16 protein-coding genes and 1 pseudogene are annotated in these 16,240 nt (G+C 75.2%); 11 read left to right on the plus strand and 6 right to left on the minus strand.

Translation table 11 applies throughout. From position 1 onward, the window contains the following. Positions 1 to 15: 15 nt before the first annotated feature. A pseudogene (locus tag BKA21_RS19760) lies at positions 16 to 93 on the minus strand (hypothetical protein); the annotation flags it as partial. A 339-nt stretch (positions 94 to 432) separates the two neighbouring features. On the opposite strand from BKA21_RS19760, the gene BKA21_RS19765 reads away from it, so the two are divergent. The 7 genes from BKA21_RS19765 to BKA21_RS17145 all read left to right on the plus strand — a co-directional run bounded on the left by BKA21_RS19765 (position 433) and on the right by BKA21_RS17145 (position 8,318). Next, positions 433 to 987 carry a DUF6959 family protein gene (locus BKA21_RS19765; RefSeq protein ID WP_179625398.1) on the plus strand — a complete coding sequence of 185 codons (555 nt, stop codon included), beginning with the start codon at positions 433 to 435 and terminating at the stop codon, positions 985 to 987. A gap of 106 nt (positions 988 to 1,093) precedes the next feature. Further along, a complete protein-coding gene (locus BKA21_RS17120) occupies positions 1,094 to 2,263 on the plus strand; it encodes a class I SAM-dependent methyltransferase (protein WP_140460166.1) in 1,170 nt (389 codons plus the stop codon). Continuing rightward, the gene (locus tag BKA21_RS17125) at positions 2,260 to 2,694 is read left to right on the plus strand and encodes a helix-turn-helix transcriptional regulator (protein WP_140460167.1); all 435 of its coding nucleotides are present in this window, start codon (positions 2,260 to 2,262) and stop codon (positions 2,692 to 2,694) included. Before BKA21_RS17120 ends, BKA21_RS17125 begins: the two co-directional genes overlap by 4 nt. A gap of 10 nt (positions 2,695 to 2,704) precedes the next feature. Beyond that, on the plus strand, positions 2,705 to 3,112 hold the full coding sequence (locus tag BKA21_RS17130) for a VOC family protein (protein WP_140460168.1): 408 nt from the start codon (positions 2,705 to 2,707) through the stop codon (positions 3,110 to 3,112). Positions 3,113 to 3,220: 108 nt separating this feature from the next. Further along, on the plus strand, positions 3,221 to 5,623 hold the full coding sequence (locus BKA21_RS17135; RefSeq protein WP_140460169.1) for an ATP-binding cassette domain-containing protein: 2,403 nt from the start codon (positions 3,221 to 3,223) through the stop codon (positions 5,621 to 5,623). 296 nt (positions 5,624 to 5,919) lie between these two features. Beyond that, positions 5,920 to 7,488 carry a DEAD/DEAH box helicase gene (locus BKA21_RS17140; RefSeq protein ID WP_140460170.1) on the plus strand — a complete coding sequence of 523 codons (1,569 nt, stop codon included), beginning with the start codon at positions 5,920 to 5,922 and terminating at the stop codon, positions 7,486 to 7,488. Between the two features lie 320 nt (positions 7,489 to 7,808). After that, on the plus strand, positions 7,809 to 8,318 hold the full coding sequence (locus BKA21_RS17145; RefSeq protein WP_140460171.1) for an FBP domain-containing protein: 510 nt from the start codon (positions 7,809 to 7,811) through the stop codon (positions 8,316 to 8,318). Between the two features lie 40 nt (positions 8,319 to 8,358). Here BKA21_RS17145 and BKA21_RS17150 read toward each other — a convergent pair whose 3' ends face one another. Continuing rightward, on the minus strand, positions 8,359 to 9,231 hold the full coding sequence (locus BKA21_RS17150; RefSeq protein WP_140460172.1) for an alpha/beta fold hydrolase: 873 nt from the start codon (positions 9,229 to 9,231) through the stop codon (positions 8,359 to 8,361). 169 nt (positions 9,232 to 9,400) lie between these two features. On the opposite strand from BKA21_RS17150, the gene BKA21_RS17155 reads away from it, so the two are divergent. The 3 genes from BKA21_RS17155 (at position 9,401) to BKA21_RS17165 (ending at position 11,102) form a co-directional block, all read left to right on the plus strand. Continuing rightward, a complete protein-coding gene (locus BKA21_RS17155) occupies positions 9,401 to 9,889 on the plus strand; it encodes a hypothetical protein (RefSeq protein WP_140460173.1) in 489 nt (162 codons plus the stop codon). A 152-nt stretch (positions 9,890 to 10,041) separates the two neighbouring features. Further along, entirely contained in the window at positions 10,042 to 10,641 is a 600-nt protein-coding gene (locus BKA21_RS17160; RefSeq protein WP_140460174.1) for an ArsR family transcriptional regulator, read from the plus strand. Beyond that, positions 10,638 to 11,102 (plus strand): hypothetical protein, encoded by a 465-nt coding sequence (locus tag BKA21_RS17165; protein WP_140460175.1) that lies wholly within the window; start codon positions 10,638 to 10,640, stop codon positions 11,100 to 11,102. Before BKA21_RS17160 ends, BKA21_RS17165 begins: the two co-directional genes overlap by 4 nt. A 7-nt stretch (positions 11,103 to 11,109) precedes the next feature. Here BKA21_RS17165 and BKA21_RS17170 read toward each other — a convergent pair whose 3' ends face one another. From BKA21_RS17170 to BKA21_RS17185, 4 genes are read right to left on the minus strand one after another with little or no spacing between them, the layout of a single operon-like run. Then, positions 11,110 to 11,778: a response regulator gene (locus BKA21_RS17170; protein WP_140460296.1), complete on the minus strand. Its 669-nt coding sequence runs from the start codon at positions 11,776 to 11,778 to the stop codon at positions 11,110 to 11,112. Beyond that, complete coding sequence (locus tag BKA21_RS17175) at positions 11,775 to 13,217, minus strand: sensor histidine kinase (protein ID WP_140460176.1); 1,443 nt, start codon at positions 13,215 to 13,217, stop codon at positions 11,775 to 11,777. Before BKA21_RS17175 ends, BKA21_RS17170 begins: the two co-directional genes overlap by 4 nt. A 30-nt stretch (positions 13,218 to 13,247) precedes the next feature. Next, the gene (locus BKA21_RS17180) at positions 13,248 to 14,096 is read right to left on the minus strand and encodes an ABC transporter permease subunit (protein WP_140460177.1); all 849 of its coding nucleotides are present in this window, start codon (positions 14,094 to 14,096) and stop codon (positions 13,248 to 13,250) included. Further along, positions 14,093 to 15,058, minus strand: a complete 966-nt coding sequence (locus BKA21_RS17185; protein WP_140460178.1) for an ABC transporter ATP-binding protein — start codon at positions 15,056 to 15,058, stop codon at positions 14,093 to 14,095. The genes BKA21_RS17180 and BKA21_RS17185 overlap by 4 nt, the downstream gene beginning before the upstream one ends. A gap of 267 nt (positions 15,059 to 15,325) precedes the next feature. Here BKA21_RS17185 and BKA21_RS17190 point away from each other — a divergent pair, with 267 nt between their 5' ends. Beyond that, on the plus strand, positions 15,326 to 16,222 hold the full coding sequence (locus tag BKA21_RS17190) for an alpha/beta hydrolase fold domain-containing protein (protein ID WP_179625399.1): 897 nt from the start codon (positions 15,326 to 15,328) through the stop codon (positions 16,220 to 16,222). The last annotated feature ends 18 nt before the right edge of the window (positions 16,223 to 16,240 follow it).

Raw genomic sequence — 16,240 nt, forward strand, 5'->3', positions numbered from 1 at the left:
GTTCAGGGCCGGCAGCGTGCGCCACGTGTGACCGGGCGCCGGGATCGCGGGCCTGCCGCCCGCCATGCCCTCGTCGTGCCAGCGCAGCATCATCAGGTGCCAGGCGTGCAGGTGCCCGAGCACGTCCCGCACGCACCGGTCGCGGTCCGGGAAGGGGAACGCCTCGTCGATCGCGCCCGGGGAAGGCGCTCGAGGAGCGCCATCAGGGCGGTGCACCCCGCCTCGCTCGCCGCAAGCAGGTCGTCCCGGGGGGTCGCTCTGGGCACGGTGCGCTCCGTCGCCTCGACATCTGGTCCGTCCAGCGTCCGCCGCTCGGGTGCCGTGCTCGACGGACGAAGGGCCCGGACGGTCCTGCGCGTGATGCCTGCCGTGGTATTGCTGTCGCGGCGTCCGCGACCGGGACGTCCCGACCGTCGAACGGGGACCCTGGTGGTGCTGAGGCTCATCGGCGCGTGGCGGACGGACGAGCGGCCCGAGCTCCCGGACCCCGTGGACCTCGTCGACGAGACCTGGGACCACCACGACCGCCGCACGGTCACCCGCTACCTGGCGACCGGCACGTTCCTCCGCGAGGTCGACGGGCCACCGCCCTGCCCGTTCTGCGCTCGTCCTGGCGGGGACCACCGCACCGACGGGGTGCTGGCATGGCCGGCCGTGCTGGCGCACGAGGTCGGTGAGCACGGCGTGCGGCTGCCCGGGGCCGTCGAGGCGTACGTGCTGGACCGCGTCGCGCGGCTGGGTGCCGCGACCGTGTCGGCCGACTGGTGGGAGGCGGGCGCACCCGACCTCGAGCCGCTGGCACCTCCCGAGCGGCTGGTCTGGGGCGGCAACGTCCAGCTCGTGCAGCAACCCGGTCGGCGGTTCCCCGGGCTCCTCGTCCAGGGCGACACCCTCGCGAGCCACGTCGACGGCCCGCGGTCGGCCCGCCTGCTGCGCGACTACGAGGAGATGATGTCGACCGCAGGGCTCGACAGGCTCCCGTACTGACTCGCCGTGGTCGGTCCCTCGCGGCACAGCGTCCACGGCGGGCCCCGCCGACGTCGTCCGACCGCGTTGCTAGCCTCGGGCCGGTGATCCGACCCCCGTACGTGCGATGAGCGACGTCCTCGACGCGTTGCGGCGTCATCCCGACCTCGAGGCCCCCAACCTGCACGCGGTGGACGCGACCGACAGGCTTCTGCTCGACGAGGCGGCCCCGGCGCTCGCGGGCGCGGCGGACGGCACGGTCGTCGTCATCGGCGACCGGTACGGCGCGCTGACGCTCGGGGCGGTCGCCCGGCACGGCGTCACCGGGGTGCGGACCCACCAGGACCGGCTCACGGGCGAGCGCGCGCTGCACGCCAACGCCGAGCGCCTCGGGATCGACGGGTTCACCTCGCACCCGCTCGACGCCTCGCTGGTCGCGGGCGCACGCCTGGTGCTGGTGCAGCTGCCGCGGTCGCTGGACGCGCTCGCCGAGATCGCAGCGCTCGTCGCCGAGCACGCCGACCCGTCCGTCGTCGTCCTGGCCGGGGGCCGGGTCAAGCACATGACGACGGCGATGAACGACGTGCTCGCGCGCCACCTCGGGCACGTCGAGGCCCGGCTCGCCCGGCAGAAGTCCCGGGTGCTGGTGGCGTCGCACCCCCGCCCGGCCGCCGAGCGTCCGGCCGCGCGGTGGCCCGAGCGCGTCGAGCACCCCGACGTCGGCGTCACGGTGCGCGCGCACGGGGGCGCGTTCGCCGGCACGGGCGTCGACATCGGCACCCGGGCGCTGCTCGCGCACCTCGACGACCTGCCGCCCGCCGACGGCACCGCGCTCGACCTGGGCTGCGGCACCGGCGTCCTCGCCGTCGCGCTGGCCCGGCGGCGGCCCGGCGTGCGGGTCGTCGCGACGGACGAGTCCGCGGCGGCGGTCGCGTCGGCGCGGGCGACCGTCGAGGCCAACGGCGTGGCCGACCGCGTGACGGTGCTCCGCGCGGACGGGGCGGACGCGCTGCCCGACGGGTCCGTCGACGTCGTGCTGCTGAACCCGCCGTTCCACGTCGGTGCGGCCGTGCACCCCGGGGTCGCCCGTGCGCTGTTCGCCGAGGCCGCACGCGTGCTGCGCCCCGGCGGCGAGCTGTGGGCCGTGTGGAACTCCCACCTGCGCTACCGGCCCACGCTGGAGGCCGTCGTCGGGCCGACCCGGCAGGCCGGGCGTGACCCGAAGTTCACCGTGACGGTCTCCACCCGACGCGGTCAGGGTGCCGCCGACGGGGTCCGTGGCACGATCGACGGGTGACGACGGACGTCGAGGAGCAGCGGCTGCGGGACCTGGTGCGGCTGCGGCGCGTGCGCGACCGGATCGACCGCGAGTTCGCCCGCCCCCTGGACGTCGAGGCGCTCGCGCGCGGCGCGCACATGTCCGCCGGGCACCTGAGCCGGGAGTTCCGGCGGGTGTACGGCGAGTCGCCCTACGCGTACCTGATGACGCGGCGGATCGAACGGGCGGCGGCGCTGCTGCGCCGCGGGGACCTGTCCGTCACGGACGTGTGCTTCGCGGTGGGGTGCTCGTCGCTGGGCACGTTCAGCACCCGGTTCACCGAGCTCATGGGTGTCCCGCCGAGCGTGTACCGGCGGCGGGAGGCGGGCGGGGAGATGCCGTCGTGCCACACCCTGCAGGTCACGCGACCGGTCAGGATCCGAGAAGCGCGCGCCCGCGTCCGCTCCTAGCGTGGCGGGCATGGACATCACCCTGCACCACGCGTTCCTGCCGCACACCGACCCCGAGGCGTCGCTGCGGTTCTACCGGGACCTGCTCGGCCTCGAGGTCCGCAACGACGTCGGCTACGAGGGCATGCGGTGGATCACCGTCGGCCCGCCCGGCGGTGCCGGCACCTCGGTCGTGCTGCACCCGCCGGCCGTGGACCCGGGGATCAGCGACGACGAGCGGCGCACGATCCTCGAGCTCATGGCCAAGGGCAGCTACGGCGCGCTGACGCTGGCGACCCCGGACCTCGACGGCACCTTCGACGCCCTCGTGGCCGCCGGCGTCGACGTCGTCCAGGAGCCGACCGACCAGCCGTACGGGGTGCGGGACGCCGCGGTGCGGGACCCCGCGGGCAACCTGCTGCGGATCAACGCCGTCTGATCCGTCGGCGCCCGCCCGTTCCGCGGTCCGGCGCGGGTCCGTCCCGGTGTCGGACGTGCTGGCTACGTTGGGTCCCTGCCTGCGCGCCGCCTCACTGACGGAGGAACGATGAGCCCGGCCACGCCACCCCCCGCCCCGAGCACCACGAGCGCCGCCGCCGGCGGGCACGTCGCGGACGCCCACGACCTCATCCGCGTCCACGGCGCGCGGGAGAACAACCTCAAGGACGTGAGCGTCGACCTGCCCAAGCGGCGGCTGACGGTGTTCACCGGCGTCTCCGGCTCCGGCAAGAGCTCGCTCGTGTTCGGCACGATCGCCGCCGAGTCCCAGCGGCTCATCAACGAGACGTACTCGGCGTTCGTGCAGGGGTTCATGCCGTCGCTGGCCCGCCCCGACGTCGACCTCCTCGAGGGCCTGACCACGGCGATCATCGTCGACCAGGAGCGCATGGGCGGGAACCCGCGATCCACGGTCGGCACGGCCACCGACGCGAACGCGATGCTGCGGATCCTGTTCAGCCGCCTGGGGGACCCGCACATCGGCCCGCCGTCGGCGTTCTCGTTCAACACCGCGTCGGTCCGCGGCAGCGGGGCGATCACGGTGGAGCGCAACGCGGCGTCGTCGAAGGCCGTGAAGGCGGAGTACGAGCGCCTCGGCGGCATGTGCACGCGCTGCGAGGGCATGGGCGCTGTCAACGACGTGGACCTCGCCCAGCTCGTGGACGACTCGAAGAGCCTGGTCGAGGGTGCGATCACCGTGCCCGGGTACAGCGCCGACGGCTGGTACGGGCGGATCTACTCCGCGGTGGTCCCGGGCGACAAGCCCGTCGCGGCCTTCACCGCGAAGCAGCGGCAGGAGCTCTTCTACGGCGAGGCGCGCCGCATCAAGGTCGACGGCATCAACGTGACCTTCGAGGGCCTGGTGCCGAGGATCCAGAAGTCGATCCTCTCCAAGGACGTCGACGCCCTCCAGCCCCACGTGCGCGCTTTCGTCGAGCGTGCCGTCACGTTCACCACCTGCCCCGAGTGCGAGGGCACCCGGCTGGGGCCGGGGGCGCGGTCGTCGAAGATCGCCGGCATCTCGATCGCCGACGCGTGCGCCATGCAGATCACGGACCTCGCGGCGTGGGTGCGCGGGCTTGACGTGCCCTCGGTCGCCCCGCTGCTCCAGGGCCTGCGGCACCTGCTCGACTCGTTCGTCGAGATCGGCCTGGGCTACCTCTCGCTGGACCGGCCCGCGGGCACGCTGTCGGGGGGTGAGGCGCAGCGGACCAAGATGATCCGGCACCTCGGCTCCTCGTTGACCGACGTGACGTACGTCTTCGACGAGCCGACGATCGGCCTCCACCCGCACGACATCCAGAAGATGAACGACCTGCTGCTGCGGCTGCGCGACAAGGGCAACACGGTGCTCGTCGTCGAGCACAAGCCCGAGGCGATCGCCGTCGCGGACCAGGTCGTCGACATCGGCCCGGGCGCCGGCACCGCGGGCGGCGAGATCGTGTTCCAGGGCACCGTCGAGGGGCTGCGCACCAGCGGGACGCTCACCGGTCGCCACCTCGACGACCGCGCCCGGCTCAAGCCCGCGGTCCGCACCCCCACGGGCGTGCTGGAGGTGCGCGGCGCGAGCACGCACAACCTGCGCGGCGTCGACGTGGACGTGCCGCTCGGCGTGCTCGTGGTCGTCACGGGTGTGGCCGGGTCGGGCAAGAGCTCGCTCATCCACGGGTCGGTCGTCGGCCGTGAGGGCGTCGTCGCGATCGACCAGGGGGCGATCCGCGGGTCGCGCCGCTCCAACCCCGCCACGTACACGGGTGTGCTGGAGCCCGTGCGCAAGGCGTTCGCCAAGGCCAACGGCGTCAAGCCCGCCCTGTTCAGCGCCAACTCCGAGGGGGCGTGCCCCACCTGCAACGGTGCCGGCGTCACGTTCACCGACCTCGGCATGATGGCGAGCGTCGCCAGCACCTGCGAGGAGTGCGAGGGCCGGCGCTTCCAGGCGTCCGTGCTGGAGTACCGGCTCGGCGGCAAGGACATCGCCGAGGTCCTGGCGATGCCGGTCACGCAGGCCGCCGCGTTCTTCGCCGAGGGCGAGGCCCGCACGCCGGCCGCGCACGCCGTGCTGGAACGCCTCGTCGACGTCGGGCTCGGGTACGTCGGCCTCGGCCAGCCGCTGACGACCCTGTCGGGCGGGGAGCGCCAGCGCCTCAAGCTCGCGACGCGGATGGGGGAGAAGGGCGCCGTGTACGTGCTCGACGAGCCCACGACCGGTCTGCACCTCGCGGACGTCGAGCAGCTGCTCGGCCTGCTCGACCGCCTCGTCGAGTCCGGCCGCTCGGTGATCGTGATCGAGCACCACCAGGCCGTGATGGCGCACGCCGACTGGATCATCGACCTCGGCCCCGGCGCCGGGCACGACGGCGGCACGCTCGTGTTCGAGGGCACCCCCGCGGACCTGGTCGCGTCCCGCTCGACGCTCACGGGCCAGCACCTGGCCGCCTACGTCGGTGCCTGAGCGGTCTGTTCATTTCTTGGTCCTGTTCATTCTGAATGAACAGTGGTCGTTGACCGGGCGGTCGCTGCTGCCGTCCGCGCAGGCCAACCGGCCGGACGTGGGTGGTCGGGCGTGGGCCTCGGCGGGTGTCGACCGACAAGGCCGAGGCCTGTGAGCAGCGTGACAGCGCCGTCGGGCGGGCGATGAGGCAGACTAGGGGTGGCTCTGCGCGACTTCTGGATCTGCGCGGGCCCGCGTCCCGGGTGCGATGGCTGCCTGGTGGGCGCCCCCACGACGCCCCGAAAGGCGACCACCCTGTGACCAGCTTCTCCTCCCTCGGCGTGCCCGAGATCCTCGTCCGTGCCCTCACCGCGCAGGGCAAGACCGAGGCGTTCCCCATCCAGGCCGCGACGCTGGCCGACACGCTCGGCGGCCGTGACGTCCTCGGCCGCGGCCGCACCGGCTCGGGCAAGACCCTCGCGTTCAGCCTCCCGCTCGTGGCACGTCTCGCCGGCCTCGTGCCCGGCACCCACCTGCCCAAGCGGGTGCCGAGCCGCCCCCGCGGCCTCGTTCTCGCCCCGACGCGCGAGCTCGCCACGCAGATCGCCGCGACGCTCGAGCCGCTGGCCAAGGCCGCCGGGCTGCACGTCACCACCATCTTCGGCGGCGTCTCGCAGCGCCCCCAGGAGTCCGCGCTCAAGGGCGGCATCGACATCGTCGTGGCCTGCCCCGGCCGGCTCGAGGACCTCATGAAGCAGAAGGTCATCTCGCTCGCGGACGTGCAGATCACGGTCCTCGACGAGGCCGACCACATGGCCGACCTCGGGTTCCTGCCGGGCGTCAAGCGCATCATGGCGGCGACCCCGGCCGGCGGGCAGCGCATGCTGTTCTCCGCGACGCTGGACAACGGCGTCGACAAGCTCGTCACGGCCTTCCTGCGCAACCCGCTGCGGCACTCCGTCGACACGGCGCAGTCGCCCGTCTCCGCGATGACGCACCACGTGCTCACCGTGGCCGACGCGACCGTCAAGCGCGACGTCGTGCAGCACCTCGCCTCCGGCACGGGCCGGCGCGTGCTGTTCATGCGCACCAAGCACGCCGCGAAGAAGCTCGCCAAGCAGCTCACCAGCGCGGGCGTGCCCGCCGTCGACCTGCACGGCAACCTCAGCCAGGGCGCGCGCGAGCGCAACCTCGACGCGTTCTCCAACGGGGGCGTGCGGGTGCTCGTGGCCACGGACATCGCGGCGCGCGGCATCCACGTCGACGACGTCGAGCTGGTCGTCCACGTCGACCCGCCGGCCGAGCACAAGGCGTACCTGCACCGTTCGGGCCGCACCGCGCGCGCCGGGTCGGGCGGCGACGTCGTCACGCTCGTCCTGCCCGAGCAGATGGGCGACGTGCGGGACCTGACGCGCCAGGCCGGCATCAAGGTCACGCCGCAGCCGGTGCGCCTCGGCTCGCCCGCCCTGGAGCAGCTCGTCGGCACCCTCGCTGCGCCCGTGGCTCCGACCGCGGCCGCTCCCGCTGCCGCCCCGGCACGCTCCGGCGGCGGGCGCTCGGCCTCGGCCGGGTCGTCGCAGCCGTCGCGCCGTCGCCGTGGCGGGTCCGGCGCGGGCGGCGGTGCCGCACGCACCGACGTCGCCTCGGCGCCGGGCACCGGGGGAGGGCGTCGTCGCGGCGGCGCCTCGGCCGGTGCAGGGGCCGCGCGTCGCGACGGTGCCCCCGCCGCGGCCCGCAGCCAGGGCTCGGGCGCGCGCCGCTCGGCAGCCCCGGCCCTCGCATGGACTTCCGAGAGCACCCCCAGCACCCCGAGCCGCCGCCAGGGCCCGCGCCGGGCCGGCCGCTCGACCGGCGCGCCCGCCGCCGGCGGCGAGCGCCGCGGCTGACGTAGCATCGCCTCGACCGGCACCTCACGGTGCCGGTCGAGGCCCAGGACGAGGAGCGAGTGGTGCGGAACCCGACCGCAGGCTGCGAGGCGGCCGCACAGGCCTGCTCAGGCACGCCGCGCGACCGCGTCGCGCCCCGCTGACCTCGTCCTGACCCACGCCCGCCATCGCGCGGGCGGCATCTGACGACCGGTCGCCGGGCCCCGGCGCGGGCACCCGCCCTCCCGGCCGCCCCGGCCCGCTGACGCACCGCGCAGCGGCGCGCACGCTCCCGTGCGCCCGGTGGCGGCCAGCCGACCCACCGGAAGCGCAGACCTGCCATGAACCCCCTGACCGAGCGCGACATCCGCGCCTGCTTCGTCAACGCGTCCCGCCGCGAGGCCACCCAGGCCACCCTCCCCGACCTCGACGCCCAGGACTGGGACCGTCTCGACCTGCTCGGCTGGTGCGACCGCAAGGCGCCCCTGTCCGCGTACGTCGTCCTCGAGGTCGACGGCGCCCCGACCGGTGTGCTGCTGCGCGCCGGTGACCGCGCCGGCACCCTCGCCCGGCGCCGCACCGTGTGCGCGTGGTGCGAGGACGTCGTCGTGACCGACGACGTCACCCTCTACGTGGCCCGCCGCGGCGGGGCGTCGGGGCGGCGCGGCAACACCATCGGCACGCTGATCTGCACGCACTTCCTGTGCTCGGCGAACGTGCGTCGTCCGCCGACCCGCACGGAGGCGGGCTCCGACGCCGACCAGGTGCGGGACGCGATCGTCGCCCGCCGCGTCGCGGGGCTGCGCGAGCGCTCGGAGCGGTTCGTGCGCGAGGTGCTCAGCACCCGCTGACCACCGGTGGGGCCCGGCCCGGTCGGGCCCCACCGCCGCGTCAGCCCGCGTCCAGCACCTCGCGCAGGCGGGTCGCGAACGCCTCCGGCTGGCCCGGCATGCCGAGCTCAGGGCCCATGAAGCCGCCGTGGTGGCTGGGGAACACCGTCAGCCCGACGCCGAGCGCCTCGGCCAGGGCGGCACTCGTGCGCCACGTCATGAGGTCCTTGCTCTCGATGCCCGCGGCGACCACGACCCTCGTCGGCGCAGCCTGCAGCGCGGCCACGTCCGGCGCGTAGCCCGTGACGGGTGCCGACGCGCCCGAGAGCAGCGGGTCGTCGCGCGAGCCGTCGTCCTCGGCGGGCATGCCGAACGCCGCCGGGTCCGGCAGCTCGGCGAGGCTGTCCGCGGTGAACGGGCCGGGCACGGACGTCATCGCGACGAACGCCGCCATGCCCGCGCCCCAGCCCCGGGCCTGGTAGGCCGCCTGCACCCGCTGCCACACGACCTCCGCCTGCGCGGCGTCCGGCAGCACGGGCAGGGCGGGCGGCTCGTGCGCGACGAGCGTGCGCACGTCCTGCGGGTGCGCGGCCACCAGGGCGAGCGACGTCACCGCGCCGCCGCTGCTGCCGAAGACGTCGACAGGCCCGCCGCCGAGCGCCCCCACGAGGGCGTGCAGGTCCTCGGCCTGCTGCACGGGGTCGTGCGTCGACGACCCGTCCGTGCGGGTGCTGCGCCCCAGACCCCGCGGGTCGTACGTCACGACCGTCCGCTCCGGGAGCAGCCCGGCGAGGGTGGCGAACCCGGTCGCGTCCATCGGCTGCCCCACGAGCAGCAGCGGCGGCTCCCCGTCCGCCGTGGGCAGCGGTCCCCGCACGTCGTACGCGAGCACCGCCCCCGGCACGTCCAGGCTCCGCTGCGTCGTCCCCGTCATCTCCGGCTCCCGTCCTCGGTGTGCACGTCCACCCTGCTCGACCCGCGCCGGGGGCACGACTCATCGGCACCGGCGTGTCTCCCCTCCGGGGCTGTGCCGGGGCAGCACGTCGACCGCCGTCCTGGGCACCGAGCGCGGGCCGCGGCCGGCGGGCGGCAGGATGTGCCGGATGAGGACGAGGACAGCAGTCATGGGGGTCGTGGCCGTCGCCGTCGTCGCCGGGGTGGCGACCCTGTCGGTCGCGTGGGCGGTCGGTGCCGTGGGCTGGACGCTGGTCGAGCTGCCCGGTGCGGACAACGACATCCTGCGGGAGCTGACGCTGGCGGCCCTCGGAGCGGCGTTCCTCGGGCTCGGGGTGGTCGGCGTCGTCGTCGGTGCAAGCGCCCGGGGGGCGCGCCCGGTGCCCGGTGCCGCGGTCGGTGCCGCGTGGGCGCTCGCAGCCGCCTCGCTGCTCCTCGCCGTCGGAGGGGCCGGGATCGTCGCTGCACGGTCCGCGGCCGACCAGCTGTCCCCGGTGCTCGCCACCCCCGACCTCCTCGACCCGCCCGCTGCGGACGGCCGGGTCGTGGTCCTGGTCGCGGTGGGGCTGGCGGTCGCCGCCCTCGGCGTCCCGCTCGTCGCATCCCGCCGCGGACCGGCGGAGGCCTGTCCTCCTTGAGCAGGAAGGCGCCGCGCGTGTGATGGGTCGAGCCGCGACGGGCCGCGGAGGCTCGGCCCTCACGGATGTGCACCGAGGAAGGGAGAGCGCCCGGCGTCATGAGGGCGAAGGCGTACGCTTGTCACCTGAGAGGTCACAAGCAAGGAGCTCACATGCGAGAAGCGCCTCCGCCGCTGCTGCCCATCCTGCGATCACAGGTCCAGGGACAGCTGCTCGCGACGACCTACCTCAGCCCCGACGACGAGTTCACGGTGACGGACCTCGCCCGGCGGGCCGGGGCGAGCGTCAAGGCCATGGCGCACGAGGTCAGCAGGCTCGTCGCCGCCGGCCTTCTGAGCGACAGGAGGGTCGGCACCGCCAGGCTCGTGCGGCGCGGTCCCCGCACGCCGATGACCGGGCCCATGACGGACCTGCTCGCGGTCACCTACGGTCCTGTCCCGGTCCTTTCCGAGGAGCTCGCCGGCGTGCAGGGCGTCGAGCAGGCCTTCGTCTACGGGTCGTGGGCGGCACGGTTCCACGGCGAGCCGGGTCCCGTGCCGGGCGACGTCGACGTGCTCGTCGTCGGTGACGCCTCGCTCGACGCCCTCGACGACGTGGCACAGCGGGCCGAGGTCAGACTCGGTCGGCAGGTGTCCGTGCACCGCGTCAGCCGCGACCGCTGGGAGTCCCCGCCTCCGGCCGACGCGTTCCTCGCGTCGCTCCGGTCACGTCCCCTCGTCCCGCTGACCCTCGCGAAGGATGACGCCTCATGAGATGGAACCAGGGTCGTGCGGAGGTCGAGCAGATGCTTGCCCGCTCCGAGCTGCAGCGTGTCCCGCCCAGTCGCGAGCACGCTGACCGACTCCTGCACCAGGCAACGCAGCACCTGCGCACCGCCGAGACCGTCGCACCGACGGACGCGGAAGGCGCGTACGCGCTGGCCTACGACGGCGCGCGCAAGGCGCTCGCGGCTGTGCTCGAGAACGAGGGGCTGCGCGCCACGAGCCGCGGAGGACACATCGCCGTGCTGCGGGCGGTCAGCGCCCAGCTCGACCCGCCACTCGGGCCGGTGCTCCGGCCGTTCGACCGGATGCGCAGGCGCCGCAACAGTCTCGAGTACCCGGACTTCGAGTCGCCCGACCTGGTGGTGGAGGACGTCATGGACGACCTCGCCCGGGCTCGCGCGATCGTCGATCTCGCCACGAAGACCATCGACCAGATGTCGCCGTTCTGACGCCGGGTCAGCGGGTGCGGCCGGCGAGGCCCGTCTCGTAGGCGAGGACGACGGCCTGGACGCGGTCGCGGACCGCGCACTTGGCGAGGATCGCGCCCACGTGGGTCTTCACCGTCGCCTCCGACAGGAACAGGCGCTGGGCGATCTCCGCGTTCGACAGGCCCTCGGCGACGTGCCCGAGCACCTCGAGCTCGCGCGGGGTCAGGGCGCGCAGCCGTGGGTCGAGGCCGTCGGGCTCGGGGGCGCCGGCGGGCAGCCGGTCGGAGAACATCTCCAGCATCCGGCGGGTCACGCGCGGGGAGACCACGGCGTCGCCCGACGCGACGGAGCGGATGGCCGCCACCAGGTCCGAGGGGTGCGCGTCCTTGAGCAGGAACCCGCTCGCCCCGGCGCGCAGCGCCGCGAACGCGTACTCGTCGAGGTCGAACGTGGTGAGGATGAGCACGCGCGTGCCCGGGTGCGCGTCCACGACCCGCTGCGTCGCCTCGATGCCGTTCGTACCGGGCATGCGCACGTCCATCAGCACGACGTCGGGCGCGAGGGCCGCGACCTGGTCGAGCGCGGCACGCCCGTCACCGGCCTCGCCGACGACCTGCAGGTCGTCCTCCGCCTCGAGCACGAGCCGGAAGCCCATGCGCAGCAGGGCCTGGTCGTCGACCAGCAGGACGCGGATCATGCAGGGATCTCCTCGGGGTCGGGCGCGGGGCCCGGGTCGGTGCCGGCCGTCGGCCGGTCGTCGGGGTGCGTCGGTGCGTCGCAGGGCAGGGTGACGTGCACGCGCCAGCCGCCGCGCACGGTGGGGCCGGCGTCGACGGTGCCGCCGTACACCGCGGCGCGCTCGCGCATGCCGATCAGGCCGCGCCCCGCGCCGCCGGCGTCGGCGACGGGCAGGGACGTGCCCTCGTCGACGACCTCGACCTCCACGGCCCGGTCGGTGCGGCGCAGGTCGACCAGGACGCGCGTGGTGCCCGGGGCGTGCCGCAGGGCGTTGGTCAGGGCCTCGGCGACGATGCGGTGCACGGCCAGCCGGAACGTCGTCTCCTCCGGCAGCGGGGTGCCGAGCCCGCGGGCGTGCACGGGCAGCCCCGCCGCGCGGAACCGCTCGACGACGCCGCCCAGGTCGTCCTGGCCGGGCTGCGGCTCCAGCGGTGCGTCGTGGCCGTCCAGCACCCCGAGCACGCGGCGCATGTCCGCCAGGGCCCCGCGGCCGGTGCTCGACAGCTCGTCGAGGGCGGTGCGCGCGGCGTCGGGGGAGCGGGTCAGGGCCGCGCTCGCGCCGTCGGACAGCGCGACCATCACGGTGATGGAGTGCGCGACGACGTCGTGCATCTCGCGGGCGATGCGGGTGCGCTCCGCGGCACGTGCGAGCCGCGCCTGCTGGTCGCGGTCGCGGGCCAGGGCGTTGGTGCGCTCGACGAGGTCGGCGACGTGCAGGCGGCGGTTGCGCACGCTCGTGCCGATCGACAGCGCGATCAGCAGCACCACGAGCAGCCCCGTCGTGCTCAGCACGTGCGACTGCCAGGGTGTCGTCGACAGCACGGGCGTGACACCGCCCGGGTCCTCGGGGCTGATCACCGTGATGTCGGGGTTCGTCAGGTCCGTGCGCTCCCACACCCACCCGGCACCCGCGACCACGAGCATCGTGCCGCCGAACGTCAGCCACGCCGTGCGCGGCGGGCGGGACGCCGCGACCGCGTACAGGCCGCACGCGAGCGCCAGGTCGAGCGCCCCGAGGGTGCCCGAGACCAGCAGCGACGCCACGGCCAGCACCGCGAGCGCGGCCGTCACGACGACCGGTGCGGCCCGGCGCCACACCAGCGCCGCGGCCGCCAGGACGCTCGTGCCGACGCCGCACGCGAGGAGCAGGCCGACCGCGCGGTCGTCGTCGGCGAGCAGGCCCGAGTCCAGGACCATGCCCGTGGTCGTCAGCACGGACAGCAGCGCCAGGACGAGGAACACGACCACGACGACGGCGTCCATGACCCGCGGGTGCCGCACGAGGAACCGGCGCAGCGGACCGAGCCGCCGCGCCTGGAGCTCGGTGAACACGCCCGGCACGACGCCCGCCCCCGCGGGACGGGCGTCGTCGCCGGGCGTCGGCGGGTCGGGGGTCACGAGGTCACCCTGCCACGGTCGCGCGTCGGGTCACGCGTCGCGGCGGCGGAGCAGGACCGCGGCGAGCGTGCCCAGCACGACGACCCACGCGAGGAGGACGCCGTACCCCTGCCAGGCGGTGAGGAACGGTGCGTCGTTCATGCCCCGCGTCGCCTCGAGCATGTCGGGGTCCGTCATGATCCGCGAGCCGGCCGTCGACGGCAGGAACGCCCCGATGGTCGCGGTGATGCGGTTCGGGACGATGTACAGCACGGGCTCGACGACGAGCAGCAGCCCCATCACGATGGCGATGGCACCCGCCGAGTGCCGCACGAGCGCGCCGACCGTCAGCGCCAGGAGCGTGAGCGTGGCGAGGTAGAGCACGGTGCCGCCGAGCACCCGGACCGTCCCGGCGTCGCCGAGGTCCAGCGGTGCGACGCCGTCGAACGGCAGCGTCGCGACCCACGCGAGCGCGAGGCCCAGGACCGTGACGACCGCCGCGGCGATCGCGGTGACCACCGCCTTGGCTCCGAGCACGGGCAGGCGGGACGGCACCGCGGCGAACGTGGAGCGCACCATCCCGGTCGAGTACTCCCCGGTGATCAGGAGCACGCCGAGCACGACGAGGGCGAGCTGGGCGACCTGGACCCCGCCCGTCAGGACCACGAGGTTGCTCATCCCGCTGGTCTCGGCGGCCTCGGGGACCGACGTCGACACCAGGGCCAGCATCACGGCGATCGCGGTCATCGCGAGCACCGCACCCGCCAGCGTCCACGCGGTCGAGCGGAGGGTGCGGAACTTGATCCACTCCGAGGTCAGCACGCGCAGCGGCGTGACGCCCGGGCGGGCGGGGGCGCCGGCGCGCACGCGGGCGGGGGAGGTGAGGGTGGACGTGGTCATCGGACGCTCCCGTCGGACGTGACGGCGCCCGCGGGGGCGGGCGCGGGGCTGGCTGCGGGGCTGGTGCGGTACTCGACCTCGTCGGCCGTCAGCGCCAGGTACGCGTCCTCGAGGGAGCCGCGCACCGGTGCCAGCTCGTGCAGGACGACGCCCTGCGCGGCGGCCTGCTCGCCGATCTGCGCGGCGGTCACGCCGACCACCTCGAGCAGGTCGTGCTCGACCTGGGTGACCTGCGCACCCGCGCGCCGCAGGGCCTCCTCGAAGGTGCCGGTCTGCGGGGTCCGCACGCGCACGAGTCCACCGCCCTTGGCCTGCGCGACGAGCTCGCTGACGGGAGCGTCGGCGATCACGCGGCCGCGGCCCACGACGATGACGTGGTCGGCGGTCAGCGCCATCTCGCTCATCAGGTGGGAGGACAGCAGCACCGTGCGGCCCTCGGCGGCGAGCGCGCGCACGAACGTGCGCACCCACAGCACGCCCTCCGGGTCGAGGCCGTTGACGGGCTCGTCCAGCACGAGCGTCTGCGGGTCGCCGAGCATCGCGGCGGCGATGCCCAGGCGCTGGCCCATGCCGAGGGAGAACCCGCCGACGCGGCGACGGGCGACGCTGTCGAGCCCGGTCATGGTGATGACGTCGTCGACGCGGCTGCGGGCGATGCCGTGCGTCGCGGCCAGGGCCCGCAGGTGCGCGTACGCCGTGCGGCCGGTGTGCACGCCCTTCGCGTCGAGCAGCGCCCCGACCTCGTGCAGCGGCGCGCGGTGCTGGGCGTACGGGCGGCCGTTGACGGCCACGGAGCCGGCGGTCGGCCGGTCCAGGCCGACGATCATGCGCATCGTCGTGGACTTGCCGGCCCCGTTGGGGCCCAGGAAGCCCGTGACGGCCCCCGGGCGCACGGTGAACGTCATGCCGTCGACGGCGGTCGTGCCGCCGTACCTCTTGGTCAGTCCTCGGGCCTCGATCATGGGTCCCTCCTCGGTCCGGTGTCGGTCTCGACGCTACGGACGCGGGTGGCGCGGCGGCACCGTCGCGGTGCGGAGATCGGGGTCCGCGCGCGCTCATCCTCCAGACGGAGGCCCCCGTCGTGCGGCCGAGACGCGGCCCCCCGACGGGGGCGGCGGGACCGGTGCGCAGACCGGTGCCGCGACCGCCGGACGCGGGACAGGTCCACCGCGTACGCTCCCGGCACCGCGGGCCCGACGCAGGACCCGCTCCGACCGTCCGGAGGACCCGTGCGCCTGCTGACCGTGCCCGCCGTCGCCGACACGATCGCCCGGCTGATGCAGCGCGGTCCCGGCCCGCGGGTGCCGGACGAGATCGCGTTCGCCGAGATCCCGGCGACGACGACGGCCGTGACGGTGCCCACCCGGCACGGCGACGCGCCCGCGGTGGTCTACGCGCCCCCCGGCGGCGTGGAGGGGGCGCCCGTGCACGTCAACCTGCACGGCGGCGGCTTCGCGCTCGGGCACCCCGAGCAGGACGACCCCTGGTGCCGGTACCTCGCGCACGAGGCCGGCGTGGTCGTCGTCAACGTCGACTACGCCCTCGCGCCGCAGCACCGGTTCCCCGTCGCGGTCGAGCAGGCGTACGACGCCCTGGCGTGGGCGGCGCTGGACGGGCACGGCTGGGACGGGTCGCGCCTGACCGTCGGCGGGCACAGCGCAGGCGGGGCGGCCGCGACGGCGGCGGCCCGGCAGGCCCTGGCGGCGGGGACGCCGCGCGTCGCGCTGCAGGTGCTGCAGTACCCGCCGCTGGACCTGGTGACGCCGGGCGGGCGCAAGCACGCGGCCGGCCGGTCGATCATCTCCGTGCCGATGACCCAGGTCTTCGACACCGCGTACGTGCCGACGCGCGCCGCCAAGGAGCACCCGCTGGCGTCGCCCGCGTGGGACGGCGACACCGCCGACCTCACCGGGATCGCGCCCGCGGTCGTCGTCACCTGCGCGCTGGACCGCCTGCACGACGAGGGCGTGCGGTACGCCGACCGCCTCGCGGCCGCGGGCGCGCTGGTCGAGCACGTCGACCTGCCCGACCAGGACCACGGCTACACCGTGCTGACCCGCGACCGTGCCGTCGTCGAGCGGGTCTACGCGCTGCTGGCCCGGCACGTGCGCACCGCCGTGGGCTGACGGACCGCTCGTCCGGGT

The sequence above is a fragment of the Cellulomonas oligotrophica genome, from assembly GCF_013409875.1.
GTDB lineage: Bacteria > Actinomycetota > Actinomycetes > Actinomycetales > Cellulomonadaceae > Cellulomonas > Cellulomonas oligotrophica.